The 26610-nt window shown below is 49.3% G+C and carries 25 protein-coding genes and 3 pseudogenes; 16 read left to right on the top strand and 12 right to left on the bottom strand.

The window, feature by feature from the left end:
• Positions 1 to 58: 58 nt before the first annotated feature.
• A complete protein-coding gene (locus tag EHV07_RS19165; RefSeq protein ID WP_223151192.1) occupies positions 59 to 604 on the bottom strand; it encodes a hypothetical protein in 546 nt (181 codons plus the stop codon).
• A gap of 335 nt (positions 605 to 939) precedes the next feature.
• On the opposite strand from EHV07_RS19165, the gene EHV07_RS19160 reads away from it, so the two are divergent.
• Genes EHV07_RS19160 through EHV07_RS19140 form a run of 5 tightly spaced genes read left to right on the top strand, consistent with a single transcriptional unit; the run spans position 940 to position 5674 of the window.
• Entirely contained in the window at positions 940 to 1338 is a 399-nt protein-coding gene (locus EHV07_RS19160) for a TIGR03757 family integrating conjugative element protein (RefSeq protein ID WP_147199747.1), read from the top strand.
• Positions 1338 to 2327, top strand: coding sequence for a TIGR03756 family integrating conjugative element protein (locus tag EHV07_RS19155; protein ID WP_174822367.1), 990 nt, complete (start codon positions 1338 to 1340; stop codon positions 2325 to 2327). The genes EHV07_RS19160 and EHV07_RS19155 overlap by 1 nt, the downstream gene beginning before the upstream one ends.
• Entirely contained in the window at positions 2327 to 3802 is a 1476-nt protein-coding gene (locus EHV07_RS19150) for an integrating conjugative element protein (RefSeq protein ID WP_147199745.1), read from the top strand. Before EHV07_RS19155 ends, EHV07_RS19150 begins: the two co-directional genes overlap by 1 nt.
• A 10-nt stretch (positions 3803 to 3812) precedes the next feature.
• Entirely contained in the window at positions 3813 to 4151 is a 339-nt protein-coding gene (locus tag EHV07_RS19145) for a hypothetical protein (protein WP_147199744.1), read from the top strand.
• Positions 4152 to 4153: 2 nt separating this feature from the next.
• A complete protein-coding gene (locus EHV07_RS19140; RefSeq protein ID WP_147199743.1) occupies positions 4154 to 5674 on the top strand; it encodes a conjugal transfer protein TraG N-terminal domain-containing protein in 1521 nt (506 codons plus the stop codon).
• A gap of 23 nt (positions 5675 to 5697) precedes the next feature.
• Here EHV07_RS19140 and EHV07_RS19135 read toward each other — a convergent pair whose 3' ends face one another.
• Positions 5698 to 6099, bottom strand: a complete 402-nt coding sequence (locus EHV07_RS19135) for a hypothetical protein (RefSeq protein WP_147199742.1) — start codon at positions 6097 to 6099, stop codon at positions 5698 to 5700.
• A gap of 209 nt (positions 6100 to 6308) precedes the next feature.
• Here EHV07_RS19135 and umuD point away from each other — a divergent pair, with 209 nt between their 5' ends.
• From umuD to EHV07_RS19120, 3 genes and pseudogenes are all read left to right on the top strand, one after another.
• The gene (gene umuD, locus EHV07_RS19130; RefSeq protein ID WP_147199741.1) at positions 6309 to 6824 is read left to right on the top strand and encodes a translesion error-prone DNA polymerase V autoproteolytic subunit; all 516 of its coding nucleotides are present in this window, start codon (positions 6309 to 6311) and stop codon (positions 6822 to 6824) included.
• 2 nt (positions 6825 to 6826) lie between these two features.
• A pseudogene (locus tag EHV07_RS19125) lies at positions 6827 to 6928 on the top strand (hypothetical protein); the annotation flags it as partial.
• A 158-nt stretch (positions 6929 to 7086) separates the two neighbouring features.
• Entirely contained in the window at positions 7087 to 7506 is a 420-nt protein-coding gene (locus tag EHV07_RS19120; RefSeq protein ID WP_147199740.1) for a VOC family protein, read from the top strand.
• Positions 7507 to 7629: 123 nt separating this feature from the next.
• On the opposite strand, the gene EHV07_RS19115 is transcribed toward EHV07_RS19120, so the two are convergent.
• From EHV07_RS19115 to EHV07_RS19105, 3 genes are all read right to left on the bottom strand, one after another.
• Positions 7630 to 8115: an N-acetyltransferase gene (locus EHV07_RS19115; RefSeq protein ID WP_147199739.1), complete on the bottom strand. Its 486-nt coding sequence runs from the start codon at positions 8113 to 8115 to the stop codon at positions 7630 to 7632.
• A gap of 240 nt (positions 8116 to 8355) precedes the next feature.
• Entirely contained in the window at positions 8356 to 8859 is a 504-nt protein-coding gene (locus tag EHV07_RS19110) for a GrpB family protein (RefSeq protein WP_147199738.1), read from the bottom strand.
• A gap of 31 nt (positions 8860 to 8890) precedes the next feature.
• The gene (locus tag EHV07_RS19105) at positions 8891 to 9304 is read right to left on the bottom strand and encodes a DUF4440 domain-containing protein (RefSeq protein ID WP_371419649.1); all 414 of its coding nucleotides are present in this window, start codon (positions 9302 to 9304) and stop codon (positions 8891 to 8893) included.
• Between the two features lie 259 nt (positions 9305 to 9563).
• Here EHV07_RS19105 and umuC point away from each other — a divergent pair, with 259 nt between their 5' ends.
• From umuC to EHV07_RS19085, 4 genes are all read left to right on the top strand, one after another.
• Positions 9564 to 10685, top strand: a complete 1122-nt coding sequence (umuC, locus tag EHV07_RS19100) for a translesion error-prone DNA polymerase V subunit UmuC (protein ID WP_254446272.1) — start codon at positions 9564 to 9566, stop codon at positions 10683 to 10685.
• A gap of 117 nt (positions 10686 to 10802) precedes the next feature.
• Complete coding sequence (locus EHV07_RS19095) at positions 10803 to 11348, top strand: hypothetical protein (RefSeq protein WP_147199737.1); 546 nt, start codon at positions 10803 to 10805, stop codon at positions 11346 to 11348.
• Between the two features lie 54 nt (positions 11349 to 11402).
• Complete coding sequence (locus tag EHV07_RS19090) at positions 11403 to 12101, top strand: hypothetical protein (RefSeq protein ID WP_147199736.1); 699 nt, start codon at positions 11403 to 11405, stop codon at positions 12099 to 12101.
• Between the two features lie 973 nt (positions 12102 to 13074).
• Positions 13075 to 13956: an integrase domain-containing protein gene (locus EHV07_RS19085; protein WP_147200671.1), complete on the top strand. Its 882-nt coding sequence runs from the start codon at positions 13075 to 13077 to the stop codon at positions 13954 to 13956.
• A 167-nt stretch (positions 13957 to 14123) separates the two neighbouring features.
• Here EHV07_RS19085 and EHV07_RS19080 read toward each other — a convergent pair.
• From EHV07_RS19080 to EHV07_RS19045, 7 genes and pseudogenes are all read right to left on the bottom strand, one after another.
• A pseudogene (locus EHV07_RS19080) lies at positions 14124 to 16907 on the bottom strand (Tn3 family transposase); the annotation flags it as partial.
• Positions 16908 to 17480: 573 nt separating this feature from the next.
• A complete protein-coding gene (locus EHV07_RS19070; RefSeq protein WP_147199734.1) occupies positions 17481 to 17930 on the bottom strand; it encodes a tellurium resistance protein TerW in 450 nt (149 codons plus the stop codon).
• Between the two features lie 33 nt (positions 17931 to 17963).
• A complete protein-coding gene (locus EHV07_RS19065) occupies positions 17964 to 18902 on the bottom strand; it encodes an HpcH/HpaI aldolase/citrate lyase family protein (protein WP_147199733.1) in 939 nt (312 codons plus the stop codon).
• Positions 18903 to 18904: 2 nt separating this feature from the next.
• Positions 18905 to 19984 (bottom strand): cysteine protease StiP family protein, encoded by a 1080-nt coding sequence (locus tag EHV07_RS19060; protein ID WP_168199681.1) that lies wholly within the window; start codon positions 19982 to 19984, stop codon positions 18905 to 18907.
• Between the two features lie 19 nt (positions 19985 to 20003).
• Complete coding sequence (locus tag EHV07_RS19055) at positions 20004 to 20768, bottom strand: hypothetical protein (RefSeq protein ID WP_147199731.1); 765 nt, start codon at positions 20766 to 20768, stop codon at positions 20004 to 20006.
• Positions 20761 to 21894 (bottom strand): phosphoribosyltransferase domain-containing protein, encoded by a 1134-nt coding sequence (locus EHV07_RS19050; protein WP_147199730.1) that lies wholly within the window; start codon positions 21892 to 21894, stop codon positions 20761 to 20763. Before EHV07_RS19050 ends, EHV07_RS19055 begins: the two co-directional genes overlap by 8 nt.
• 17 nt (positions 21895 to 21911) lie before the next feature.
• A complete protein-coding gene (locus EHV07_RS19045) occupies positions 21912 to 22997 on the bottom strand; it encodes an ATP-grasp domain-containing protein (protein WP_147199729.1) in 1086 nt (361 codons plus the stop codon).
• Positions 22998 to 23306: 309 nt separating this feature from the next.
• Between EHV07_RS19045 and EHV07_RS19040 the strand changes: the two genes are divergently transcribed.
• From EHV07_RS19040 to EHV07_RS19025, 4 genes and pseudogenes are all read left to right on the top strand, one after another.
• Positions 23307 to 23885, top strand: a complete 579-nt coding sequence (locus EHV07_RS19040; protein WP_147199728.1) for a TerD family protein — start codon at positions 23307 to 23309, stop codon at positions 23883 to 23885.
• On the top strand, positions 23885 to 25051 hold the full coding sequence (locus EHV07_RS19035; RefSeq protein WP_147199727.1) for a TerD family protein: 1167 nt from the start codon (positions 23885 to 23887) through the stop codon (positions 25049 to 25051). The genes EHV07_RS19040 and EHV07_RS19035 overlap by 1 nt, the downstream gene beginning before the upstream one ends.
• A gap of 19 nt (positions 25052 to 25070) precedes the next feature.
• Entirely contained in the window at positions 25071 to 25526 is a 456-nt protein-coding gene (locus EHV07_RS19030) for a tellurite resistance TerB family protein (protein WP_013360017.1), read from the top strand.
• Positions 25527 to 25560: 34 nt separating this feature from the next.
• Positions 25561 to 26603 (top strand): annotated as a pseudogene (locus EHV07_RS19025) (TerC/Alx family metal homeostasis membrane protein).
• The last annotated feature ends 7 nt before the right edge of the window (positions 26604 to 26610 follow it).

The raw sequence follows: 26610 nt of genomic DNA, 5'->3' as shown, positions 1-26610 counted from the left end.
ATACCGGCCCCCAGGGCCGGTTTTTTTGCTAAGTAACGTCATAAAATTGACTACGAGGTCAAGAAGATTTCCTTCGCATAACCTTCTTAACACATTCACTTATAAATCCTTTTTGCTGATGGGAAATATCCATGAACATTGATTCACCCTCCATTTTGAAAGGTAAAACTCCTCCCTCGTATGCAAACCCTGTTTTGTTTAGAGGATAAAATAGCGCAATCCTATACTCTGCTTCATGAGAAAATATATTTGGTTTAAAAAAAACAAGTTCTTCAGGAGTGAAGCTGTCTGGTGCCGTTCCTGGATGGTAATAGATCACATCTTTCCCTTTAATTTCAGTACCTGGGAATCTGTGGTCTAAAAGAGAAAGTCTTTCTTGGAGAAGATCCACGTCGAATGCGATGCAGATATCAGCTTTAAAAGCAGCATAGAGTTCTGGCTCATCTTGCCGATTACTCAAACATATACAATAACAATGACGAGGCGATAGCGTAAACATGGGATCTGCTGTCATATCGTCAGGGTTAAGGGTGCGCCCATTAATTTTTATAGCAACTTGATAACGATCCGGAGTGAAAATTTTTTCCATTTCATTATCGCGCATTTTTTCGTTTTCCATGCGTGAATAATGCGTCAGGTCACACAGTCGTATCGGAGCTTCGTCGCGGATAACGGGGCCAAGAATCTTCTCCTTTCCATACAGATACCTGATATTCATCATCACCTCTGGCAATTTAGTTGATTGATTACAGATTAGTACTTTATGCCGGGTTTAACCGTCTGTAGTTATATCCTTAGCTAAAGGTTGTGATCATTTCCTACTGCAAAAGCTACAGATTCGCTGATTAATTTTTTTGTTCGGGTATAGAGTTTAATGCGGCTTTTTTGAACGGCCACGGGCACGCTGTCAGGCGATTCAGTCTGACGGAGCCCCGATTCATGAAACTGACCTCTCTTGTTTTCCTGCCGGCTCTGCTGCCGGCATCCGTACTGGCCGGCACGGTCGTCTTCACCGACAGTCAGCATCTGCCGGCTAATCTGCCGCCGGACGTGCCGGTGGTCCTTCTTGATGGCCCTGACCGGCTGCAGGCCGACATGTTCGGGGAGCTATCCGCAGACCCGCAGCAGGCCGAGGCACAGGTCAGGCAGGTTATGGTGTCTCCTGCCTGGCAACAAAAACAGCAGCAGCTGAATGATTCCTATCGGCAGGTGGTCCGGGCCTGGGAACTAGGCATTAAAAAAGTGCCGGCCGTGGTGTTTGATGACCGCGATGTGGTGTACGGCACTACGGATGTGGCCGTGGCCACTTCCCTGCGTAACCGGGGAGGTGGTCAGTGATGACAAAACCTTCCCGCCTCAGAACCACGCTTTGCTCGCTCGGTGTTGCGACTGTGCTGGGTACGGCAACCGCGCCGGCCGCTGTAGCGGCGCTCAATACTGCGCAGATTATTGCCAGTGCCGTGTCGCAAAACTGTATCAGCTGGCGTGTGAGTGGCATCTGTTACTGGCTGTTCTGTACCCCTTTTGGTTGTAAGGTGCGCACGTCGGTCAAGGTCACCCACTTCATCCCCCAGACAGTCGTTTCGACCTATGTTGCGCCGGGCGGTAATCCGTGGCAGGAAATGGCGTTTGTCAGCCAGACTGCCGGCGGGCTGGAGAATGCGGTAACCAGTGGGCTATCCGGTGTTTCTGCCGGCGGAGCCAATCCGGCCGACATGAAAAATCCCGGCCAACGTAAATCTGCCGTGCGTTTCAAGTATGCCGAGGCGATTGGCCACCCGGCCACCTCCCTCATTGGCGGCAGTATTCCGGGCTATTCCTGTAATACTGCCGCCACCCCGTTAATGCCTTACTTCCTGAGTACGCTGGATTCGGCGGCCTGGCGCACGGGCGTACCGGAGTCCCTCTATCCGGAAGCGCTTGTGCCCGGCCAGCGGGAAATTGGCAGTCAGGCCGCAGCAAACATGTGGGGCAACGTCTATCCCCGTTCAGGGTTTGTCAGCCAGACCGATGATGATAAAGCCTCTGCCGTAGTGGCACAGCGTGTCGCAGACATTATCACCCGCGCCGGGCAGCCGCATGTGTATCAGGTGCTTAAAGGCAACCGCCATGACGGGTACTGGCCACCGGGCGAGGTCAAGGAAAACACCGGCACGCGTAATCACAAATGGCAGCGGCTGGCCCCCCACATGACACAGTCATGTGCCGTCTTCCCGGACGGGAGCCACACCGCCGCGAGCGATAACAACGAAGCCTTTGCGCTCTGGCAGCCCTACAGCTGCTGCAAAAAGCGCGGGCAGACATTTCTGGGCAGCACTGATATCTGATGAGGAAAACCGTGAAAAAATCACCTTCATTTTCGGCCGTTCACGTAAGCCTGCTGCTGACCGGCTCCCTGCTGACGGTTCTTCCGGCGGCACACGCAGCCGATGATGACAACACCATCCTCGGCATGTCCCTGCCGCAGGTGAACAACAGCGCCATCGGTTACGGCAAGTCCGTGGATGGTGCCGTGTCTGACAAACTGTTCTACACCCTCGGCGGCGGATCTGTCATTTCCCAGCCGGCCACGCGCGGCAATATGCAGAAGCTGGGGCTGAACACCGGCTGGAGCAGTGACATGATGTGCGGCAATTTCGACCTGAAAACCACCGTCGGCAACCAGCTCAACGGCGTGACATCCGGGTTTAAAAATCTGATGGGTGACGTGATTCAGGGGGCCACGGGTGCGGTGGCCAGTCTGCCGGCGATGGTCATTCAGCGGGCCAACCCCGGTCTGTATGACATGCTCACCAACGGTGTGCTTCAGGCCAATGTGTCATTCGACAAGGCGCAGCTCAACTGCCAGAACATGGCAAAAAAGATGATGGACTTCAGCGACAGCAGTAACTGGACACAGCAGGCCATGATGGATGAATACAAGTCCATCGTGAACAGCGGCGACGCTGATGCGGTCCGGGTCGATGATGCAGGCAGGAACGCCACCGGCGCGTCGGGCAGCAACTGGATCGGAGGAGAGAAACGCGGCGGCGCGGGCCAGCCTGCCATCCGGGTTACCCATGACCTGATCGCTGCCGGCTACAACATGATGAACGGTCTGCCGGTTACGGCTAACTCAACGGTGGGCGAAAGCCGCTGTAACGGCGGCGCGTGCTCTAAATTCGGCAGCGCTGAGGAGGCGGCGGCCATGACCGTGAAGGTGCTGGGCGACAAATCCATGCGCACCTGTGCCAACGCCAGCGAATGCACCAGTGGTAATGCCGAGAACCAGCCCGGGACGACCATTGCCGGCACAGGCTTTGCGCCCCTGCTGGAAGACGCAACCAAAGCCAACGCTGAGCAGCTGGTCAAACTGGTCAATGGCACGGAGAAGCCCACAGCGGAGAATCTGGCGAAGCTGAAAACCGGCGGACTGCCTGTGACGGCCGGCGTGATTAAAGCCCTGCAGCGTGATCCGGATAATGCGGCCCTGACCGCCCGCCTTGCTGGCGAGCTGGCCATGTCCGACACAGTGGAAACGGCCCTGCTGATGCGCCGCATGATGGTCACCGGTATGTCAGAGCCCAATGCTGCCGCCCAGCCAAAAGCACTCGGTGCTGCCGGTGAGCGCATTGAGGCGCTGGACCGGGAAATCGCGGCGCTCAAAACCGAGATGGAGATGAAGCGCGAGCTGTCCCGTAACTCGGTGCTGACCATTATCGACAGGGAGAATCAGCGCGTCGAAACCAACCCGCAGACCCAGGCGGATGACAATACCGACAGCCGCTTCAATCAGATGGCCACGCCGAAACAGGCCGAATGAGGGAACAGCTATGCACAATAAAATGACTGTCAGGAAAGCCCTGACCCGTGCCGGCATCTTTCTGGCCTGCATGGCGCTGTTCATGGTGGTCTCGCTGATAGTGGCGGACACCGCCATGAAACATCCGGGGGAGGCTGCTGCATTCCGGCGCTGGATGCAGTCGACGCGCGACGGCTGGCTGATATGGCGGCTGGCGCTGTATGCGCTGGTTGCGTGGGGCCTCTGGAAAATCCGGCATGCGCCGGGTTTTCGGGAGGAGTTCCGGTGGCCGCTGCTGCGCATCAGCGTGGTCAGTGTGCTTTTTATCGCGTTGTGTGAGTACGCGATGTTTACCGGTACGGGAGCTTGACGATGACAACAAACAGCTATCTTGAGTATTTTCTCACGCTGCTCGGCTGGGTCATCAATCACGGCCTGTGGAACGTCCTGCTGGGTACCGGCCTTTTTGTTCTGCCGCTGGCATTCAGGGTTGTGGGTATCTGGATGCGGGTTCGCGAAGAAGGGGAGGATGAAGGCAACAAGGGGATGCTGTCGCTGCCCCGTATCGAGAACGCGCTTTATGCCGGGTTCCTGGTGATGATTGCCTGCTGTGTGCCGCTGATTAACGTCAGCCTCAGCACAATGCAGTACGACACGACCCGGGCTAAAACCTGTGGCGTCTGGACCCCGAAAGCGCCGGATGAAAGCGGTTATGCCGGCGTGGTCTCCAGTCTCAACGACCAGACGGCCGCAGCACCGGTGTGGTGGGTGCTGATTCATAAACTCTCAAAAGGTGTCACCCAGGCGGCCGTGGCGACCATCCCCTGCCGGCCGGATATGCGGCAAATCCGCTTTGAGGTGCAGCACACGCGCATCGATAACAAAGCGCTGGCGCAAGAGCTGCAGGACTTCACCAACGACTGTTACTCAGTCGCGCTCTATCTCTGGAAGCAGCAGGACCAGGGGCAGACAAAGGACAAAACCACGCTGCGTGATATCGAATGGATCGGCAGCAGTACCTTCCTGAGCCGGTATTATCCCTCGCTACAGTCGAAACTGCCCCGGGCTGCATTCCCGTGGAGTGACAGCCGGGACAGCGGCCGACCCAATACCGGAAGAGGCGGTTATCCCACCTGCAGCGAGTGGTGGAGCAGTGCGGATACCGGGCTGAAAGCCCGCGTGAAGGACCAGGCCGACCCCGATATGTGGCTGCGCATCTCGGCCGCCATGAAAATGTCAGGCTTTAATGAGAGTGACTACCAGGAAGCCGTCATCCGTCGACTGGTAAGCCCGGAAAGCCTGACGGTCTCACAGACCGGGCATGTGTATGCCGGCTATGGCGGTAACGCTGATTTTACCCTTGATAATGCCGCGGCGCGCGTGGCCTCTGTTGCCGGGGCCTCTCTGGGCAGTCTGGCGGCGTTCCCGGCGTTCGATGCGATGCGGCAGGCGCTGCCGATGGTGCAGGCCATCCTGCTGATGGCAATATATGTCATGCTGCCGCTGATCCTAGCGTTTGCGGCCTATGAGTTCAAAACCGTTATTACGCTGACCTTTGTGATGTTCGCCCTGAACTTCCTGACGTTCTGGTGGGAACTGGCTCGCTGGCTCGACAGCTGGCTGCTGACTGCATTATACAGCTCAGATACTCACAGCCGGTTTAATATGGCAGGTCTGCAGAACAGTACCGATGACCTTATTATGAATCTGGTTATGGGCACTATGTTTCTTGTACTTCCTGCCGTTTGGCTAGGCGCTTTATCATGGGCAGGAGTCAATATCGCTCAATCGCTAAGCAATGCTTTTGTAAGCGGTACGGCTGAAAGCAAAAACTCAGGAGGGAAGTTAGGCGAAGCGGGCGCAAATTTGGTTGTTAATAAAGTAGGAAAATAAAAGATAAGACGGCGACTGATGCTTTAGTCGTCGTCTTCAAGTTTTATACCAGAAGCATACCATCCTGAACCTGCATCTCCATGAGTCCTGTATTCCATAGTTGGCTTTTGACCGGATATGGGATTGTTTTCATCCATATCCTTAGCTGTTGATGAACTAGATAAGAGAGCTGAGCCAACAAAAACTAGCCCTCCCAAAAGTAGTGCCGATCCTGCGATAAGCATTCCGCAAAATATAAACGCTAAAATAATTAGAGAAAATAATAAAACCGCCGGGATATTTCCAACCCAACCGGGCATATTATGGTTAGTGGCCCATGAGACAAGCTTATGATTCAAATTGAAGAAGTTTCTTTTTAGGAACGTCCAATAAAACGCAATACGTTCGCCTCGGCGGCTGGCTCGTTCCTCTTGGTTCAGATGCATTTTAGGCTCCTGTCCTGAGTTAGAGAATTATTGTGGGACTATAGCGGATTTTTTGAGCAATTACTAATTACTGCTTCAGTACCCAGAGCTACCTAATAAATTCTCTAAAAATCATCAGGTTAATTTTTTCCGATGCGTTACGACTTGTCATCACTAAAAATGCATTATTATACTGTTTTTATATACAGTATAATTTGAGGGGGCGAACCATGCCGATTCCTTTAGAACAGACGATGTGTTGGGATAAAACTTCGCAGAAAAATTCAGCCAACACACCGGTTTTGATGATGGCGGCGATCGCCAGACTTACAGGTAGCAATCCATCACTGGCATGCGTTCCGTTGTTTAGCGATGGGGTTTCATGTGGGTTCCCTTCTCCTGCTCAGGATTATGTCGAAAAGCGTCTTTCCCTTGATGACCTTTGTATTCGCTATCCGGAAAGCACCTACCTGGTGCGGGCAGAAGGTGACTCAATGCGTAACGCTGGCATCAGAGACGGAGATTTACTTATAGTTGAATGTATACGTGAAGCTAAACACGGTGACATTGTTATCGCAGCTGTAGATGGAGAATTTACCTGTAAGAGGCTACAACTACTGCCTTCACCAGCCTTGGTGCCGGCTAACCCGGCATATTCAGCTATAGCACTGAATGACGATATTGAAACAGTTGTCTTCGGCGTGGTACGCCATCTTGTGCATTCATTCAAGTTCAGGGACGCTTAACAGTGTTCGCCCTGGTCGATGTTAACTCATTTTACGCTTCATGCGAGACAGTTTTCAGACCCGATCTCCGTGGCAAACCTGTGGTGGTGCTGTCTAATAACGATCTGAGTGGTGAGAAGTGTTAGTTAGTTTCGAGCGTTCAATTCTTCAGGTTTAAAGAAAAAAATGGTCCGCTATGAGCGAACAGCGGACGTAATGTTTTAGTTACGAACAGGATTAAGCCACTTGATGTATGCTGGGTCAGCCAATAAAGGATGAGAAAATGACTGAAAAAAAAGACCCCTTCTGGAACCGTATGGTTCCAGAGCTGACGGTAACGGATTTTCCCGCCTCCCTGCACTTCTATGTCAATGTGCTTGGCTTCAACATTATGATAAAGCGAAAAGAACCCGATTTTGCTTATCTCAATCTTGGTGAAGCCCAACTAATGCTTGAGCAATACCACTCGGATGGATGGAACACGGGAGAATTTACAAGGCCACTCGGACGTGGCATAAATTTTCAGATAGAAGTTGATGACGTTGAACAGATTCTCGCCCGGGTACATGCGCATGGCGTAACGCTTTATCGGGATCTCCACGAGAGCCATTACAGTATCGGAGAAAGCTCTGCCTGCCAGAGAGAGTTTCTCGTGCAGGATCCAGATGGTTATCTTTTGCGATTTAGTCAGTTTATCGAATGAGATAATAGTGTCCGCTTCTGGGGCGGGGCGGACCAGATTACTGAATTGAAGGTCCACTGTGAGCGAGAAGGGGACCCACCATAATGATATGGTTTCAACGGAGAGTATCTTTGCCTGAATGCTTCAGTTGGCACTACGTGCAAGCTTATCTATTGATGGGCCAGAAATCCGATGATAGTTAACACTCCTGATAATCTGAGCACCGAGAGACTCATAAAACTTTTGCGCCTGTGGGTCTGCTGCCACTGATAACCAGTCGAGCTGAAAGCATTCCCGTTCTTTAGCACGGCTGGCTATAAAACCCATCAGCCCTCTCCCAATTCCAGCCCTTCTGAAAGGTGCAGAAACAAAAAGCTCTTTGATAAACATTTGCCCACTGAAACGCGGTGAGGGGTACATTACTGACACACATGAGAACGCAGCGATAACTCCATCACAAACCACTTTGTGAACTTCGGTACCGGAGTCGGCTGCAAAGATCTTATCCCTCAGATACGCGGACATGTCACTCCTGGATAGGCAAAGCGTCTGGTTATAGTAGGTTTCCATTTCGATAAAAATATCAGCTAAATCATCATATTCGTCTGGTCTGCAGATGGTGATGTGCATGTATGGTCCTCAAGAAAAATGTAATGATTTATCCTAGCGTAAGGAAAACAGAAGTAAGGGAGCTATCTCAACAATGAGCTCTACAGCGCTTCCCTCCTCAGAGCACTGATATTTGCTACTAACGGTACACAGCGGCTGAATGCAGCTATGAGCGAACAGCAAACGTTGACTGGTGAATACTTAGTGAATTCATCATTATTGAACATACCCTCCCGGCAACGAACCCAATCTCAATCGTTCTCAGACAGCTAGCGCTAGTTGTTGATGACGCTCTATAAATTTCGCTTTGAGGGCGCTATAGCGACGAGCATCGTTCCTGCTGAGTAATGCAGCTGCGTGTTTTATCTCAGCATATTCTTCTGCGATGTCTTTGTTTATTCGAAGATAATCACGAAAAGCAAGATGTCTCAATACCTTCATATCTCCGACTGCAAACGCATGGACTTGATGACTACGCTGATCACCACCTTTAATGAAATATCTGCGCCCCGCAATCCCGTTCTCACCGCGAGCAACATACCCGGCGTGGGCCATTGCTGAATGGTACTTATCCAATTCATTGATGTCGGAAACTTCAAGTAGTATATCAATTACGGGCTTTGCTGAGAGACCAGGAACTGACGTACTTCCAATGTGATGGACATCCTTAGCCATTCCACCGAGCAATGTTTTTATCAGTAAACTTTCAGCTTCAAACATCTCAGGCCATTTATCATCGTATGGCACAACAATAATCTTCCGCATAAACGCATTCTCTCTGTCCAAAATGTGCAACTCAACCCTGAACCCCGGCATTGCCTGCAGCCGGCGTTCCCTGGTGAAAAAACAGAGTCCACTGGCCCTCATCCGAACAAATCCAGCAAGAGGAACGTAATGCATGATGGCTGCCATCAGCGTAAAACGTCCGATAGTGAAGCAGAGCGTAACCGCAGCCCATCTCCGTAAGACGGAAATCGCTGCTGAGAATTAACGGTGCAGCCTTTTCACTTAGCAGCGACGCAATGGTCTCTGACCGGTCGACCGTCACACCTGACCGGGTGATTTCACGGAATTCAGGATGAAGAATCAGTTCCAGCCACTCCCGATCATTGCGCCTGTCGCCGTGAAGGCTGCACTCAAGCAATCTGAGCTTCTCCAGAAGCATTTTGCTTATCCTCAAGTGATTAAGCCGGAAGTTCAAATTTACCATAACAGTTCATGCGCTACTTCCGCTTTTGGCACACTACGGACGGTGACTGATCATTTCCTTTTGAAGATGCTTTTCATCGGATTCGATCTAAAAGTTGTTAACTGATGTAGCCCTCCGGCTCTTAACACACAGAAAAAGTTAGTAATTCAATACTTATAAAAATCATGTCGTTACATATTACTAACTGTGAGTGCCATTCAGATATAACGATGGCTGCATAATAGCCCGCTCCTCAGCAGCAAAATCACTTGGGTTAAAAATGGGCGATCCTTGGTTTAAGGTTGGTCGTGAGGCTGAGAGAAAGGGAGTTGTAGCATTTTCAAGTAATTACAGCTTATATGCTGATATGTCAGACAGAGTGATGACTATTTTGCAGCTTCTAACCCCGCGCGTGGAAATATACAGCATTGATGAGGCATTTTGTGATCTTCAAGGGGTGAGTAATCTGTTGTCGCTTGAAGAGTTTGGCCATCATATACGTACTCAGATTAAGCGAAGAACACATCTGACTGTGGGAGTGGGAATAGGCCCTACAAAAACGCTCGCCAAACTGGCTCAGTATGCAAGTAAGCGCTGGCCCGCAACGCGAGGTGTAGTAGATCTCAGTGACAGACAGCGTCAGCGTAAGTTAATGGCTTTAGTGCCAGTTGAGGAGATCTGGGGTATCGGACGTAGGCTGGGTAAAAAACTACAATTTATGGGAATTAACAATGCACTTCAGCTGGCTGAGCTGTCACCTTCATTCATTCGTAAACAGTTCTCAGTAGTTGTTGAGCGCACGGTCAGAGAGCTGAACGGCACTCCTTGCCTCGGTTTAGAAGAATTTACTGCCCCAAAAGAACAAATCATATGCTCCCGATCTTTTGGAGAAAAACCGTCGGACGAAGTCAGCCTGCATCAGGCCATTTGCGCTCATGCTGAACGTGCAGCAGAAAAACTCCGTGCAGAGCATCAATTTTGTAAACGGGTAGCAGTTTTCATTAGTACCAGCCCTTTCTCAGAAAATGAGGTGTTTTATAAGAACCAGGCGGTAACAGAGCTTGCTGTACCCGCTCAGGATTCACGGGATATCATCAACGCGGCTATAAAGGCATTTGATACGATATTTGTCCCAGGGCACCGTTATCATCGTGCTGGCGTGATACTCACTGATTTCCGAAGCGCTGCTATATCTCAATTGACCCTTTTTGATGACTTTCAGCCCCATCGAAACAGCGAAGAGCTGATGACATTAATCGATAGCATTAATCACTCAGGTAAAGGTTCGGTCTGGTTTGCAGGGCAGGGCATTAAAAGTGATGCCACAGGCTGGAAGATGCGAAGAGAAAGACTTTCGCCTGCCTTTACAACCAGGCTGGATGACATCATCAAGGTGAAGTAGTTCTATTAATGTGCTCAGCCGTCGACCCCGAATTATTGACTTTCATTGAACAATGCGTCAGGGTCTTACGGCCTGTTACATTGTGCAAAAGTTATTAAATTATGGAGGAAAGTGAATATGAGGAGTGTCGGACTAGCCTTAATACTACCTGTTTTACTGACTGCCTGTAGTATGAGTGAGATAGCAGAAACAAATAAAAAAATTAGTGATGATGCATCAGGGTTAATGGGCTCTTTAAGAGGGGATGGCTCAGATAATTCTTCTAAGGTCATGACTCCTCGTCAGTCAGAAAAAAAAGAATCCACTTCAAAAAGCTTCAAGATCCCTGTTGATGTTGATACGGCAGCGGCCAGAATAAAGCGAAAGTATAAATTTTTATCCAACGATGAGTTAAGGTCGATCAGAGAAAGGAATAACGACGGCGAGTGGGTAGCTGGCGCAATAACTGACAGCCATCAGGAATGGGATTCAATGCCCGGCAGCTATTATAAAATGGGCTCCGACTGGGGTGATTATGATGATCACCTTACTATTGAGCTCGAAAAAAATGGTTCAGGGAGCCGTCTTTTTATAACATATAGCTCATCATCTCAAAAAAGACTGGCGAGTTCCGGATTGCAGGATTTAATAAAAAATATTAAAAGCTCTGCTGAAGGAAAATAATATTTATATGAGTGTGGATAAGGTGCGTCCACACTCAATATTAAATGGGGGGCTATGTTTAATCTTTTATCATCTCTCAGAAAAAAGAAAGGATATCGTACTTTAGGATATAGTGACACACTGGGCTATGTTGCTAACTTTGAGCATGCTTTAAAATTTACAAAAAAATTAGGATTTAACGAAGGCACGATTAAAGATATAAATGAAAGGCCGCTTAATTATGAAAATATGATGGAGTATGTGTGCTTTGCAACGGGCTTGCGAGATTTCAAATCTTCCGCAAGACAATGTATTAAATGGTGTCATTTTTTAAAACCTTATTTTGAAGATGCTTTAGGTTGCAGAATATGGACAACTGTTGGCCAAATATGGAAGGGTGATGAAAGTATTTATGACCCATCATATGATGAGTTTGAAAGATGGTGCAGGAAGGGGTTTCACCATGAGGATTTTCTGGACAGAACAGCTTTAAATCTCCATGCGTGGTACACAACAGATACAGGTCATTTAATCGATATTTCTTATCTGAGTACTATTGCTGGTTTTTATTCTGATTGCCATGAATTTGCAGGGGAAGTGTTGATAGGTAAGCCTGATGAAATTTTCCGTGGTCATCAGTACGTACCCATGATTCTGGGAGACAGAATAATCGAAAAAATTCAAAAAAATTCATCTATACCTTTCCTCGCTAATGATGTTGAGGAGCTTAAGTCAATTGCTATAGTGATTTATCCAGATCCTGATTATAAATAACGCAAGATAGTTGACGGTTATTTGAGCCATTGCTAATATCCACTTTGCTTAGAAGTCGCTACGGCGACCATCCAAAACCCCAGTAACCTGAGAGGGGTGCCTTCGGGCGGTTACCAGCTAATGCTTCAGCGGTCTGAGAGAAGCGCCTTCGGGTGACTGCCAGCTAAAGTCCCGAAAACCTGAGAGGGACGCCTTTGGGCGGGAAACCCGTTTAACCTTTGAAAACGGGAACCATAATCTGGTCAAGGTTACCGGTTGAGAATGACCGGCTATCACATCAATGATTCACGTCTTTATGATGATGAATTGTCTACAAAGGAGCTGAATCAGGCTCTGATCTTTCACTACGTTATGATTCTTTTCAGGGATACGCCCTGAGTTTCGTACGACTTTTGCATCGACGGATAAGGCCATTTGGTACATTTGGCCGCTTACGGCGTTGCATTAGGAGCACGAAGCTGCGCGGCGTCACTTGTGAAGTGGCGAAGACACTACCAAGTGACGCGCGCAGCGCATAACGGTCAGCGCTTACGCACTGTACCTTCAACGACATGTTTACCAACTGACTAACACGTATTAAAGGGTTTCTGACGTCCTGAATACGTTTTTCATCTCAAAACTGATTAACTTTCAACCTAACGTTCATTCGTTTTTTAGAAGTTTGAACACCACTTAATAAGGAGAAATTGGCACGACATCGATGGCGACACCAGACAACTGGTGTGTGGAGGCAGACTGATTCATTTCAGCCCGGCGAAAGTCGCGAACAGGTCAGAGACCTGGGGAGCCTCGCAATAACTCAACATTTCGCCGCCCCGATGCACAGATGTCTGCCGAGACGCAGGAAGCGCAAAATGAACCGTGCCGTTGGGGTGAAATTTTATCGTCTGCTATTGTTGTGCAGCCGGTGACAGAGCTTTTCCGTTCACACAGACGGAAAAGCTCTGTCACCTCATTATTTGGAGAGTCGTTTGTGGCAAAACTGAATAAAAACTTAAAAACACTTGCCCGCCAGGCGGGGGGAAGTTTTAAAACCGTATCTGACCGTACTAAAATTGCTGATCGATTTGCAGAACGAATGATCAGTCTTAACATTCAAATTCGGGACATTAAAAACATAAAGACTAACCACATAGAAACTTACATTCGAAGTCGCCTTGCTGAAAATATTTCCAAGCGTACACTACAAAATGAGATGGCGGCGATACGCGCAATACTACGTGTGTCGGGTAAAACCTTCATGGCTGATCCAACTCATCCGAAACTGAACAATGATGCTTTGAATATTTCTGGAACCAGCCGTGACGGAACTAAGGTTGCAATAACTGATGACTATTTCAAGCAGGTTTTTGCATCTGTTAGTGAAAAGGATGAAGGCGTCGCCTGCGCAATGAAACTTTCACGCCTTTTAGGTTTGAGAACTGAAGAAACTATACAGTCTGTAAAATCACTTCAGACATGGAAAAAAGCACTGCAGAATGGAGATGAGAAAGTTCGCGTTGTTTTTGGTACTAAAGGAGGGCGACCGAGAGATACCACGATAATAAACCGAACTGAAACTATTGAAGCCATCAACAGAGCAATAACTTATTCTGCTGAGAACAACGGAAAACTTATCGATAAACCTTCTATTCATCTGGCAATCGAGCGATACAGGAATATCGTCCGGGATGCCGGGTTGGTTGGAGAGTTTGCTCCTCATAGTCTCAGATATGCGTACACTCAGGATGTGCTTAAACTCCATAAGAATAATGGTTTCAGCCAGAAAGAAGCTGAGGCTCTTGCTTCAATGGATTTAGGGCATGGTGATGGCAGGGGGCATTATATAGCCAGAGTATATAATAAGACTAAATAATGGCAGGACTTCACTTTGTCAGATTTGCTTTTTTTTAAACTCTTTTAATCTTATCCGAAACCCTACTCAAGTTATTAGGGGGAGCCGAAAAGTATCTAACTAAGCACACAACCACGGGATATTAAGTTGTTATCGGGGTTTGAGGACCAATGGAACTAAAACGTACGTTAAGGAGATAATTCATTGTTTAAATTGAAATTTAATTCTCTCAAATCTCCGTTTAAAATATCATCGGATAGCGTGAACGTATAATGCCCCAGCATATTGATATGCCCGTGCATCAGTGGGGATAAACGGGCGATATCCTCATCCCTGGTTTCTTCTCCATGACTGCACATCCAGCTCAGTGCTTCCTGCATATAAAGCGTGTTCCATAGTACCACTGCGTTAGTGACCAGCCCCAGTGCCCCGAGTTGATCTTCCTGCCCCTCACGGTATCGTTTTCTGATCTCACCGCGCTGTCCGTAACAAATTGCACGCGCCACTGCATGGCGGCTCTCTCCCCGATTTAGTTGCATCAGGATCCGACGACGATAATCTTCATCATCAATATAATTAAGAAGATACAGCGTCTTGTTTACACGCCCCACCTCCATGATAGCCTGAGCCAGCGCTGACGGCCGTGAGCTTTTCAGTAGTGAGCGAATGAGTTCTGAAGCATGAATGGTACCCAGCTTCAGCGAACCCGCCGTTCGCATCATCTCATCCCACTGATTTTCTGCCTTAGACAGATCTGCACACCCACGGGCCAACTCATCAAGTGCTCCGTAATTTGCCGATTTATCCACTCGCCAGAATACGGCTTCACCGGCATCAGCCAGACGAGGGGAAAACTGATACCCAAGTAGCCAAAACAGGCCAAAGATAATGTCACTGGTACCGGCTGTGTCTGTCATGATCTCAACCGGATCCAGCCCTGTCTGCTGTTCAAGAAGACCTTCAAGCACAAAAATGGAGTCCCGTAATGTGCCGGGGACAACGATGCCGTGGAATCCAGAGTACTGATCAGAGACGAAGTTGTACCAGGTGATGCCACGCCCAGAACCAAAATATTTTCTGTTCGGCCCGGAATTGACTGTTTTCACTGGCGTGACAAAGCGCATGCCGTCAGCTGAAGCCACCTCGCCGCCACCCCAGCGGCCAGCAAGCTCCAATGTGGACTGAAAATCAACCAAGCGGGCATTGGCACTGACCAGCGTTTCTGCCCGGAGGTAATTCTGTTTCACCCAACTGAGTCGGTGGCGCGTCAGTGCCGGTATATTGTGCTTTATCAGCGGTTCCAGTCCGATATTGCAGGCTTCAGCCATCAGTACCGCGCACAGGCTAATGTGTAGATCCTGTGCTCGAGCCCCGGATTCACTGACATGCGTAAACTCACGTGTAAATCCCGTTCTGGCATCTATCTCAAGCAACAGCTCCGTCAAATCTACCGGTGGGAGCAGTTGTCTGACTCGATTGTTTAGACGAAGCAACGACGGTGGCTCCTCCAGTTTCTCCAGGCTGCTGATAGTCAGGGAAGGATATTTACCGTCATTGCAGATATGGACTTCCGCATTTCCTTTAAAGCGGGATGCAACTGCTCTCCAGGTTTCATCCAGTTGGACCGCTAACTGTTGTACGCCTTTATGTCCATCGGTGGGATGCCCTAGTGCCCGGCAGACGGGGACCCGCTGAGCCTGCCATTCTTCCCCCTGCAACAACTTCTCGCGGGGATCTCCCCAGCGATCGCTGTTTTTCAGCCAGATGTCCCGGCGTCGCAATGCATCCTGAAGGCGCTCCAGCAGACAAAGCGAGTAACCAGCACGTTGTATCCGGCCTTCCGCATCGTACACCAGGCGTTTCCAGGGACCGGTAATAATATGTTCAGGAGCATCATCAAGGATGCGTTTTTTCGAGCCGTTTAGTTCGGTCAGATAATGAATCGCGGCCAGCATATGTTCTCCGGCTGGCGCAGCGTGGAAATGCAGGTCACGCAATACCGCCGGCAGAAAACGTTTCACACGACCATACTGTTCCACCATTTCGTCATGAAAATTGTTGTTCTGAGGCCGCGCCAGCTCATTAACTTTACTGACGGATTCTGCCAGTCTGCTTTTCGATATGCTACTGAATATGACCTGCCTCAGTTCCGCTTCATCAGCCTGATCATCCAGCAACAATGAACATGCGCGTGCCAGCAGCAGCGCTGCCCGGTCAAGATCTTTTAGAGTCCTGAGACGTTTTTTCTGCCCCGTATTCTTCGCCGCACGGGTGATATCCAGTATCAGCATATCGAGCACATCAACGGCTTCATCCAGTGCCGCAGTCTCCTGTGCTTTAACGAATGCGGTGAGTACGGCCAGCTTTCTCTCCTGTGGCATACGTGCGATGTATTTTACCGACGCCATGCCCGCATAGCGGGCCAGATTGCGCAACTGTATGGCGGGCAGGCCGGTAAAGTTCAGTCGGGAAAACTCAAGGTTTCGCAGTCGGGTATACCGATCCAGCGCTTCAGTAAACGCCGGACCGCTGACGGTGACCGGCCCCTTTTTCAATTGCTCCAGTGGCGAAATGCGCTGCCCCTCAGGAATTTCCAGTAGCTCCGTGACGCGAGCGGTCTGCCAACTGTCAGGCAGCGCGGCCAGCTTTTTCCAGAGCCGCTGATTTGCCCTTTCGCGTATTTCACTGACGAGACGTACAAGTGTGGTTGCTCCAGGCAACAGAATCTTATTCTGAAGCAGCCACGCGGTGGCAAAATCAAACATCAGACCGGGGCGTTAATTACTGAGCCATGCGCGGGTGTACAGCAGGCGTTTCAGGCGGAAAGACCACGGAAAATCGCCAAATTCATGATAGCCGTAATACTCCTTTATCTGCGCGGTATGCTCCCTGCGAGTGGTGTCACGTTCGGCATAGCGTGAGAGAACTTCCGGACGGCGTATATTAAGCTGTACGGCGACAAAATGCTGAACTCTGATATCCATATGAATACCACGTGCCAGAATATTAAGCGCTACTTTACTTGCACGGTACAGGTCAAGACCTATTCCCGGTTCGGTATTACCTGCAATACTTCACCTGTGTGATGAAATAAATACTATCGTTCCCTATTTTTTCAGTGAAGGAAGAAGATGTGGGGCCAAGCGGACAGGCCCAAAAGCATTGTTAGTCAAGTGATTTACTGATAAATATAAGCATAATATGCATAAAAAAACATCCTATAAATGGTTTTTTAATCGGGAAATAGCATTTAATAGGAATCGATGCCTAACAATCAATTTTTTATACTAATATTTTTATCTTATCGTACCTTTCCGTACGGTTGGACCTCGACACCCACGTTAAACATTTAAGCTCTTGACTTGAAGTCCTGTATTACTGATCCTAATCCGAAATCCTGTTCCATTCACAAACAGAGTTCCGTCATGATATTCACTTCCCTGAGCGAATGTTAATCCTAATAAAATACAATTACTTCACACATCGGATGGGTTTTTTTATTCTAAATCAAACCAGCCTTTTGGCCGATTTAATTTAGAATATGACTATTTCTTTCTGACAGGTAATACTTCCTCTGCGAGCCATTCCACAACCTGGCTTCTGTTAAGCCCATTCGCGATTGCATAGCTATCAATCTTACGAATGACAGCAAGTCGTAGCGAAAGGGATACTGGCTTCTTACCCTCCTTATCAAGGTTTACACCTGCGGACACACTCCCGGTCACCCCAGCTTGCTCACGTGCTGTCAGAACATCGCGCATGTGTCTTAACAACTTGGCAGATAAAATACCTTTTGAGGCTAACTGGTACTTACTGGTTGCCTTGTTAAATTTGATATCAGCCTGAAATTCGTCTCTGACTTCACGAAGATCACGCGTAAAAGTGGGTTCGGAGCAGTCCATCTCCTTAAAAAGCGTGTCTTTACGCACGGGCTTTCCTGTACTCAGCAAGACAATCAGTTTGTATTGTCTAAGCTGTTTAGGGCTGATGGTCATAGCACACCATATCTCTGGATAACACGCGCCTCATTAACGTGAGGCTAAAAGTACATTTTCAAACTGCTTAGCGATGCCGCAATACTTGGATCGCTCAAGTACGGAGACAGCCCAGTTGCGATGCGTTGCAGGCTCACACATCGCTCCCTGCGATTTAAAAACGGCCTGTGATGAGTTGATAATGCGGAGGGCATCCTCATAATCGTCTTTCTCGACCATTAATCCCTGGTGAATCAAATTCAGGTGCGAAGGGTGAATTGCTGTCTTACCCACCAGACCGTGTGCAACGTCCTGAGTTAACTCCCGCTGCAGTAACTCGATGTTGTCGATTTGCTCGCAGACGGGTGCAGTCAAAGAGAAACCACGAGGCGCGAAAACCGATACCAGCATCTTCACTACATAGCCCATGGGGCCATCGTAAAGTGTCAGGTTCTTCGGGTGTCTCATAGAAATTACACTCATCAGATCGTTGCCACCGATACGCAAAGCCACGATGCGATCACGACAGGCATGGTTTTCAAGCAGAACCGCAAGCTCAGTCATTTCATGTACGTCATAGACCTCTCGCGTCTCAAGCGTTGGCATGAGCGCGAGAGTCGTCGCTGAAATGATTTCCCACCAGAAGGGTAAAGTAGATTTGGTGAACTTTGGCACAACAAAACCATCAATTCCCACCAGATCGTAATTTTCGACGAGTTCACGAGCCATCTGATCATGACGGGGGCGTATAAAGACCAGTGGGCGACTATCCGGGCTGTCTTGATCGGCTGTGTGCTTCAGTTCATCCAGTAGTTCACTTAGGTTGTACAGGGCCATATCGATCTGTTCTTCACTGACCGCATCTTCCAGGCAAATGACCATTGAGCGAAGCTCTGGGATCTTGCGATGAAGGATGACTTCAGCTAGATCGGTGCGGGTAGCTGGCATATAGAGTGTTGCGCCAAGCATGAATGGAGATATGTTCTTGCTCATGATCATGCCACCTTTTTGATGATAGTGACGGCCCGATACTGCCCAAGCGCTTCGCCAACTTCTTCAATGTGGATGCCGCGTTGCTCGGCAAGGTACACAAGCAGCTCCACATCTTTATCGTCTTTACTCTTCACAAGCACGTGATCAGGCACTCTGCGAAGCACTGCGCGGGTCGCTTCAGCGATTCCCGGTTTAATGCGGTTGATATTTGTAATGCCATACTTTGCTGCCAGCTGGTCAATAACCTGCAGGCTGATCTTACGCTGATTGTTATTTTGAGATGATAAGGGCGCAGCTACTGGCACCTCCTCTTCACGCAGCTTCTTTCTGATATGGTCAATAGTATCCACCAACATGGTGCTGCATTCGAACTCCTTGAGGTGGCCACACTCCATGCATCCATGAAAGCCTGACTCCGTCCACACTGAACGGGAGACCATTCCCGATACCGGAGCCCCCATGATGCCAAATGGGATCAACCAGTCATCATCAGATGCGGCCAGCCAGGCGCAACCTGCAGGGTCGGCAAGCACAGCAAGACGAGGAATATCAGGGTACCCAGTACGTCCCTTGAGGCTTTCTACCAGCTGGCTGGTTATCGCACCTTTACCTGTCCAGCCGTCAACAAACACGATCCCGCCTGTTCCATGTTTTGCCTCGATGTAATCCAGCGCTTCTGTATCAATCCCCCTGTCCCGGATGATGCTGATACCGTAGTGGTGCGATTCCAGACCCATGTCTGTCATTGCTCGCTGAAGCATTACGCCTAATGGCACACCGGCACGAACCAGGCTCACCAGGATAACAGGAGTATTGCCAATATGGCTGACGAGCCCTTTTACAAGACTGAGTACTTCCTTCGCCATCCGCGCTGCACCCAAATCCAGTGCACGGCCAAACAACTCAAGGTGTGCAGAACTCGGGGCTGGCTCCTGGCTCAGCATGTCGGAATAATGCTTTTGTCCAGACTGAATAAGATGTTCTTTTTCGTCGACTGGCGTCATTTCCATTTGTACCGGCGTTAACAGGAACTGTACGTCAGTTGAGAGGTAAGAGCCGTGAAATGGCTTTGGATCGAGAATAGTCATGTGGATTTATCCTCTAAAACAATTTCTGACTGACTGCATCAGCAAACTGACTTCTGGAAGGCATGCCAAACCAGTGGCAGTGCTTCATGAATGTGTGGTCGCTGAGGCTGTCGCCAAGACCCAGCACCGGAAACGCGCCGCGTTCTTCGCGCAGTTTTTTTAGAAGCCACTCAACGGCCAACCCCTTTTGAACACAGTTGGGGATCCAGGCAACATTGTTGCCGTTTTGATGGATATAAAAATCAGTAGTGTCAAACGCTTTTACAGCGTTCGCATTGAAGTCAAAAAGCTCCTTTATACGAGTACTGTCCCGATGCTTCATGACGAAATACACTGGTGTGCTGTCATATTCATAGTTCATGCGGCACCATGCATTCACACCTGAGTCCAGTAGCTGAGCGCTCAGCCTCTCTTGATATGAAATGAGCTTTTTACGCATACCTGACAGTGCCGTTTTGACAACGCTCGCCCATTCTTCGTTAACTGATCCGTCCGGGTTAGCGATAACAGCGCCATGCGTCATGACTTTCCATGAACTAAATGGGATCTGGACGCGTGAAGTTTCTTCTGTGCCACGGGCAGTAACTGGAATAAGTTCTGCGGTCGCAAGAAGCCAGTCCACCATCATCGACTGTTCTTCGGACATAAAGCTTCTTGGTTGAAGCTCCCGATCAAGGGCACCTGTGCGATAAAGTATCTGGCCGTTTTCATCGAGCATCTTTCGTTTCGTCTGAAACAACGTGTCATCCAGATCGCAAAGAGCAAGCGGTTTATTCATAGCAAACGACCTCAACACGTGGAGCAACCTTACTGAGTACGGCGAGTAGCTGCGGGCAGACGGACGAATAGGGTGTTTCAACGCAGACAATCACGCGCTCAAAGCTCTGGTGAGCAACGTTATAGATAAAATTAGGGATACCGAGACCGTAGTTATCGGTGAACGCAATGATTGACTCAATTGCCATTCCCTGCGCGATGGGAGAACGTGTAAGAGAACCAAACTTCACGATTGCTCCTTCATTTTCCAGTCGTTCAGCCAGCAGGAAGGGCTGCCAGATAAATTCCCCTGAGCCGATAACGAGAATGGTTTCACCGGGTTCAGTCTGGAGATGGTTGCCCAGATTAGACGTCGTCTCATGCATACCCAGTCGGCCCCAGTCCTGGCGAACGGACACAGGAACTGTGCCGGTTGCTGTGACGTTCACGGATGGCATAACTGGGACGGGTGCATTCAGGCGAGGCTCCCAGTTCCATTCCCCTTTCACTAGCGAGACGACGTCAACCGGGAGTGGGCAATTGTTGGTAATGGCATTGTTGCTCCAGTCGGTGAGTGTAACAGTCACTACACGTGTCACGTCCGAAAGACCCGCATCGCGAAGAGCCTGTAACAGATTCAAAAACGTTTTACCTGTAGTGGCTTCGTCATCGATAAGAACCAGAGTTCGGGCATTTAATGCACGTCGACGCAGTGTGTCATCTTCCGGCTGGTAGATGAGGTGATCTGTGGCATGACTGTGATCTTCTTTGAATTCACAAAGTAGTTCGCCGTCGACCGGATGACGTGTGCTGGTCAGAAATACAGGCTCCGCTACGCGTGAGCTGGCCTCACGGAATACCCCTGCAGCCAGACCGACGGCTGTTTCTGCCATGCCGATAAACAGAACCGGCTCAGGTAAGTCAGCAGGAATGCCAGCGGCCAGCTGGACATAGGTCTCCTTCATCAGCCCAGGTGCGACCGGGATGTGGCGGCCCAGTACTTTGCTGACAAACAGGAAGGCACGTTTTGGATTATTGCGCTGAGCGATGTCGAAAAGCATTTCGAGCTCAATCGCGCTGGTGGTTTTCACGGTCAGAGTTCCGCCAGTGAGCTCACGCTGATAAACCTGTTGTTGTGAAGGGGTCATGTCTTCCTGCCTTAGTTCTAATTATTGGAAGTCGGTGATGGAGTGATGCTGCACACCGGCAGTGGCTTGACTGAATGCGTGGGTATCACTGTAATGGATTTAAAGCGCAAAGCATTTACCAGGACGTCATCATCAGAAATGATACCCAGCTGCCTTAGTGCATAAAGCCCAGGTAAATTCACTTCACTGTGGGCTGTGTAGCCTATTCCTCCGGACGGGCGGAGGTTAGCTTCCAGCAGGACGGGCATACCATTTTCATCGTTGCGGGTCTGTACGTTAATCAATCCATCCGCACCAAGTGCTTTTGCACAATCGAGGGCAAGCTGATAAGCAGGTCCCTCGTTCTCCAGCGTTTGCAACGAACCGACTTTAGTCCTGGCGACAGCGGCCAGGACGCGGCCATTTTCGACCAGCATGTCTACTGAACGTTCTGGCCCGGGAAGATACGGCATGACTATCTGTATCGGTAACTCTTCTCCGGCCAGTTCTGCTCTCTGCAATGAAGCAATCGCGACATCAGGATGTATCTGTCGGTAGTCAGGATTGTTATAAAAGCTGAGGGTTTTAGCAGTGCGCTTGAGGATCCAGAATCCCAGGCCATAAATGCCTTTCACTGGCTTGATGCATGGCAGCATCCCCCGGGATTCAAAGTCTTCAATCGCGCTGGCAAGTTCATCAGGGCTTTGTACTTTTACTGAAACGACGGATGGCAGACCATACGTCATCATCCTGACACTGAACTCTGCTTTATTATCAGCCAGCTCAAAGGTCTCAAGGTTTGTCGCACCGGTAGTCAGCCTTATGCCCATCTCTTCGATGGCATCACGATAGCGTTCGAGAATATGCCCACGTTTTCCGGCATGAATGGCGACGACATTATGCTTTCTGCAGATGCCGGCAATAAACGGGAGCAGGTCTTCGGTTTCATCAGGCTCAAGGTAAGCAATATCTGCTTCAGAAAGGATTTCCGGGCGCTCATTGCGGTGGGACGCAATGATACGGAAATCCTTGTCACACTCTGTGCGGGCCATTTTCACTAAGGCAAGCATGTCTTTCTGAGACGATACACCCTCCATAAACCAGATGGATACAGGTTTAGCCATTCTGAAGTATTCCTTGGATTTGATGCTGAAATGACGATTCGGTGAGTGTAAGCATATCTGATTTTTTAAGCAATCATATTATGATTATTTCAGACTTGCCGTATGTAAACTAAATTTTATGTCTTTACATAATTTGACTTAATTCCATGAATAAATTAAATAACCTTTTACATCAATAACATAATCATTATTAAAGTATCACTACATGATTGCATTATTGCGAGTGTAAAAAGTCATGTTATGATTGTTTTGCTTTGAAATTATCGACAATTTTACTACAGCAATAACACCTATCAGTAAGGGGATGTGATGGTATCTTTAAGTAAGAATCAGACAATTTCTTTGGCTAAATCCAGCAGCGCAATTTCACAAATTCAGTTCGGCCTCGGCTGGGATCCTGCTAAAAAGAAAGGATTGTTTGGCAAGTTACTTGGCGGTGGTGACAGCATCGACCTCGATGCAAGCTGCGTCATGTTAGGCACTTCGGGCAACGTTATTGATACAGTCTGGTTCCGCCAGCTGAAGTCTAACGATGGCTCAATTCAGCACAGTGGTGACAACCGTACAGGCGAAGGTAATGGTGACGACGAAAAAATCATCGCTGACCTGTCCCGTCTCCCATCAAATGTTGAGCACCTGGTCCTCACAGTAAACAGTTTTACAGGACAGAGCTTCAATGATGTCGAAAATGCATTCTGCCGCGTTGTCGATCAGCAGGGCAAAGAGCTGGCTAAATACACACTCACTGAACAGGGCTCACACACGGCGGTCATCATCGCTTCTCTGAGCCGCAGCGGCGGTGAGTGGAACTTTACCGCTCACGGTAATGCATCGCGTGGCCGCACCATTCAGGACATGATCCCTGATATCCAAGCGGTAACCCGCTAATGAACCTGACGCCGGGGGGCAATGCCCCCGTTCCTGACCAGTCGCTGGTGGTACGTATATCCTCCGGCACACCCGTAGATGTGTCGTCCTTCCGTCTGTATGACAATGGTAAGGTGCGTGGCGATCTGGATATGATTTTTTACGGCCAGCGTGAGAATGATGACAACACCATCCGTTACTCCTCATCTGGTAATGAAACCATGTTCTCGGTCAATCTGCCGCAGCTGCGTCAGGATGTACAAAAGGTGGCTTTCACCGCAACCTGTGATGCAGGAAAAAACGTTTCTCAGACCGAGCGCCTGGCGATTCAGGTTGAAGCGAATGGCAACGTTATCTTGCGCAGTCATGTCGACCTCACAGGGCGTACTGAGGCGGCGCTGATTCTGGGTGAGCTCTACCGACGTAATGGTGAATGGAAGTTCCGCTTTGTGTCACAAGGTTTTAATGGCGGGCTTAAACCACTGGCTGAGCACTTTGGAGTGGATATCTCTGATGCTCCTGCAGCCAGCCCGACACCTCCTCTAGCACCAGCACCAGAACCAGCACCAAAAGTTAACCTGAGTAAGGTCAGTCTCACCAAGGAAAAGCCCTCAATCAGCCTGACCAAAAAGGATGATTACGGCCAAATCCAAATCAATCTCAACTGGAACCAGCGAGGAAGCTCAGGCGACGAAGGTTTCCTGAAGGGGATATTCAACAACAAAAAAGGTATCGATCTGGACCTTGCTGCGTTTGTTGAGCTCTCTGATGGACACCGCACAATTGTTCAGGCGCTGGGTAATCGGTTTGGCAGCTTCCGAAATGAACCTTACGTCGAACTTCAGGGTGACGATCGCACGGGTTCGGTCAGTGACGGTGAGTGGATCCATATCAACGGTTCTGAATGGAAACACATCCGTGAAGTGCTGGTCTTTGCCTTTATTTATGAAGGCGTACCGAGCTGGGAAAACACGGACGGTTCGGTGACCATCACTGTACCGGGACAGCCACCCGTTGAAACGTTCATGACTGAAGGTAACAACCGTCAGAACATGTGCGCCATTGCCCGTCTGGTCAATGAAGGGGGTGCGATCCGCGTGGAGCGTATCAACCGTTACTTCGGCGGCCATCAGGAGCTGGATCAGGCTTTCGGTTGGGGTTTCAGCTGGAAAGCTGGCTCTAAATAGTTAACAAAGAGGGGTAGACATGAGTTTCTTCAACAAGCTTAAAGAGTCATTTAATTCCGGTCGTGACGAGCTGACCAAACAGGTCGGGCGCTACAAGAACCGCGCTTTCCTTGAAGGCACAGTAGCAGTCTGCGCTCGTATTGCTGTCTCAAGCGATGGCGTCAGTTCTGAAGAGAAGATGAAAATGATGGGGTTCCTGCGTGAATCGCCTGAGCTGAACATCTTCGACACCACAGAGGTGATCGAATTTTTCAACAAGCTGGTGACGTCTTTCAATTTCGACATTGAGGTTGGGAAGGGCGAAACCATGAAGTACATCCTTGCACTTAAAAATAAACCAGAGCAGGCGCAGTTAGCTGTCCGTGTGGGCATCGCTGTGGCGAAAAGCGACGGTAATTTTGATGAAACCGAAATGGCAAACGCTCGCGAAATCATTGAAGCCCTCGGCTTTACGACCAGCGAGTTTGGCCTGTAACGGTTACTGACTTTCAATCTCTGGAGCTAAACACATGCAATCCACCCACATCGGGTTCCCGATCGAGACGGTAGCAGTTTTCCTGCTGCTGTCAGTAGGTGCCATTTTTATCGACTTGTTCATGCACCGCCATGACAAGCCAATCTCTCTGAAGAGCGCTGCTGCCTGGTCGGTCTTCTGGATCTTCATGGCGCTGGCATTTGCGGGCTTCCTGTACATCCATCACGGTCCGGAAGTTGCGAGTCTGTTCGTAACAGGTTACGCCCTGGAAAAAGTGCTGTCGGTCGACAACCTGTTTGTCATGATGGCTATTTTCTCATGGTTCGCCATTCCGAATAACTTCCGTCATCGCGTGTTGTATTGGGGGATTATCGGCGCAATCGTGTTCCGTGGCATTTTCGTTGCCATCGGTACCAGTCTGCTTGCTCTGGGCCCGTGGGTGGAAGTTGTGTTCGCAGTCATCGTGGGCTGGACTGCGGTAATGATGCTGAAAGGCGGCAATAATGACGATGAAATCGAAGACTACTCGCAGCATCTGGCTTACCGCATGGTCAAACGGTTCTATCCTATCTGGCCAAAGCTCAAGGGTAATGCATTCGTAATCAGCCAGAAGGAAGTGGATGCAGAGCTGGCTAAACCAGAAAATGCCGATGTTCAGGTGGGACGCTTGTCCAAAGCAGCGCGTTACGCAACCCCGATGCTTCTCTGTTTAGCCGTTGTTGAACTTTCAGATGTGATGTTTGCATTCGATTCAGTTCCTGCAGTCATCGCGGTCAGCCGTGAGCCACTGATCGTATACAGCGCCATGATGTTCGCTATCCTCGGCCTGCGTACGCTTTACTTTGTGCTTGAGGGACTGAAGCAGTATCTGGTTCATCTGGAAAAAGCCGTTATCGTTTTACTGTTCTTCATCGCCGTGAAGCTGGGTCTGAACGCAACTGAGCACTTTTTCCATCACGGCTATTCAATCAGTGCGACCATGAGCCTCTACGTGGTTTGGGTGTACTGGCAGCAGGTATCATTGCAAGTCTGCTTTTCCCGGCTAAAGATGAGCAGACAGAAGAAGGGCGCGATTAACCGCGTC

The organism is Pantoea sp. CCBC3-3-1 (genome assembly GCF_007981265.1).
Taxonomy (GTDB): Bacteria; Pseudomonadota; Gammaproteobacteria; order Enterobacterales; family Enterobacteriaceae; genus Erwinia.
Note: the sequence above shows the minus strand (reverse complement) of the source record. Positions and strands in the feature narration are given on the sequence as shown.

Excerpts from the sequence above, each read along its gene's own strand:
- EHV07_RS19105 (WP_371419649.1), bottom strand. The coding sequence starts at position 9,304 with ATGGTAAATTTGAACTTCCGGCTTAATCACTTGAGGATAAGCAAAATG.
- EHV07_RS19050 (WP_147199730.1), bottom strand. The coding sequence starts at position 21,894 with ATGACCCCTTCACAACAACAGGTTTATCAGCGTGAGCTCACTGGCGGA.
- EHV07_RS19090 (WP_147199736.1), top strand. The coding sequence starts at position 11,403 with ATGTTTAATCTTTTATCATCTCTCAGAAAAAAGAAAGGATATCGTACT.
- EHV07_RS19035 (WP_147199727.1), top strand. The coding sequence starts at position 23,885 with ATGAACCTGACGCCGGGGGGCAATGCCCCCGTTCCTGACCAGTCGCTG.
- EHV07_RS19110 (WP_147199738.1), bottom strand. The coding sequence starts at position 8,859 with ATGCGGAAGATTATTGTTGTGCCATACGATGATAAATGGCCTGAGATG.
- umuC (WP_254446272.1), top strand. The coding sequence starts at position 9,564 with ATGGGCGATCCTTGGTTTAAGGTTGGTCGTGAGGCTGAGAGAAAGGGA.
- EHV07_RS19165 (WP_223151192.1), bottom strand. The coding sequence starts at position 604 with ATGCGCGATAATGAAATGGAAAAAATTTTCACTCCGGATCGTTATCAA.
- EHV07_RS19045 (WP_147199729.1), bottom strand. The coding sequence starts at position 22,997 with ATGGCTAAACCTGTATCCATCTGGTTTATGGAGGGTGTATCGTCTCAG.
- EHV07_RS19140 (WP_147199743.1), top strand. The coding sequence starts at position 4,154 with ATGACAACAAACAGCTATCTTGAGTATTTTCTCACGCTGCTCGGCTGG.
- EHV07_RS19150 (WP_147199745.1), top strand. The coding sequence starts at position 2,327 with ATGAGGAAAACCGTGAAAAAATCACCTTCATTTTCGGCCGTTCACGTA.
- EHV07_RS19070 (WP_147199734.1), bottom strand. The coding sequence starts at position 17,930 with ATGACCATCAGCCCTAAACAGCTTAGACAATACAAACTGATTGTCTTG.
- EHV07_RS19040 (WP_147199728.1), top strand. The coding sequence starts at position 23,307 with ATGGTATCTTTAAGTAAGAATCAGACAATTTCTTTGGCTAAATCCAGC.
- EHV07_RS19120 (WP_147199740.1), top strand. The coding sequence starts at position 7,087 with ATGACTGAAAAAAAAGACCCCTTCTGGAACCGTATGGTTCCAGAGCTG.
- EHV07_RS19160 (WP_147199747.1), top strand. The coding sequence starts at position 940 with ATGAAACTGACCTCTCTTGTTTTCCTGCCGGCTCTGCTGCCGGCATCC.
- EHV07_RS19065 (WP_147199733.1), bottom strand. The coding sequence starts at position 18,902 with ATGAGCAAGAACATATCTCCATTCATGCTTGGCGCAACACTCTATATG.
- EHV07_RS19115 (WP_147199739.1), bottom strand. The coding sequence starts at position 8,115 with ATGCACATCACCATCTGCAGACCAGACGAATATGATGATTTAGCTGAT.
- EHV07_RS19145 (WP_147199744.1), top strand. The coding sequence starts at position 3,813 with ATGCACAATAAAATGACTGTCAGGAAAGCCCTGACCCGTGCCGGCATC.
- EHV07_RS19155 (WP_174822367.1), top strand. The coding sequence starts at position 1,338 with ATGACAAAACCTTCCCGCCTCAGAACCACGCTTTGCTCGCTCGGTGTT.
- EHV07_RS19095 (WP_147199737.1), top strand. The coding sequence starts at position 10,803 with ATGAGGAGTGTCGGACTAGCCTTAATACTACCTGTTTTACTGACTGCC.
- EHV07_RS19135 (WP_147199742.1), bottom strand. The coding sequence starts at position 6,099 with ATGCATCTGAACCAAGAGGAACGAGCCAGCCGCCGAGGCGAACGTATT.
- EHV07_RS19055 (WP_147199731.1), bottom strand. The coding sequence starts at position 20,768 with ATGAATAAACCGCTTGCTCTTTGCGATCTGGATGACACGTTGTTTCAG.
- EHV07_RS19030 (WP_013360017.1), top strand. The coding sequence starts at position 25,071 with ATGAGTTTCTTCAACAAGCTTAAAGAGTCATTTAATTCCGGTCGTGAC.
- umuD (WP_147199741.1), top strand. The coding sequence starts at position 6,309 with ATGCCGATTCCTTTAGAACAGACGATGTGTTGGGATAAAACTTCGCAG.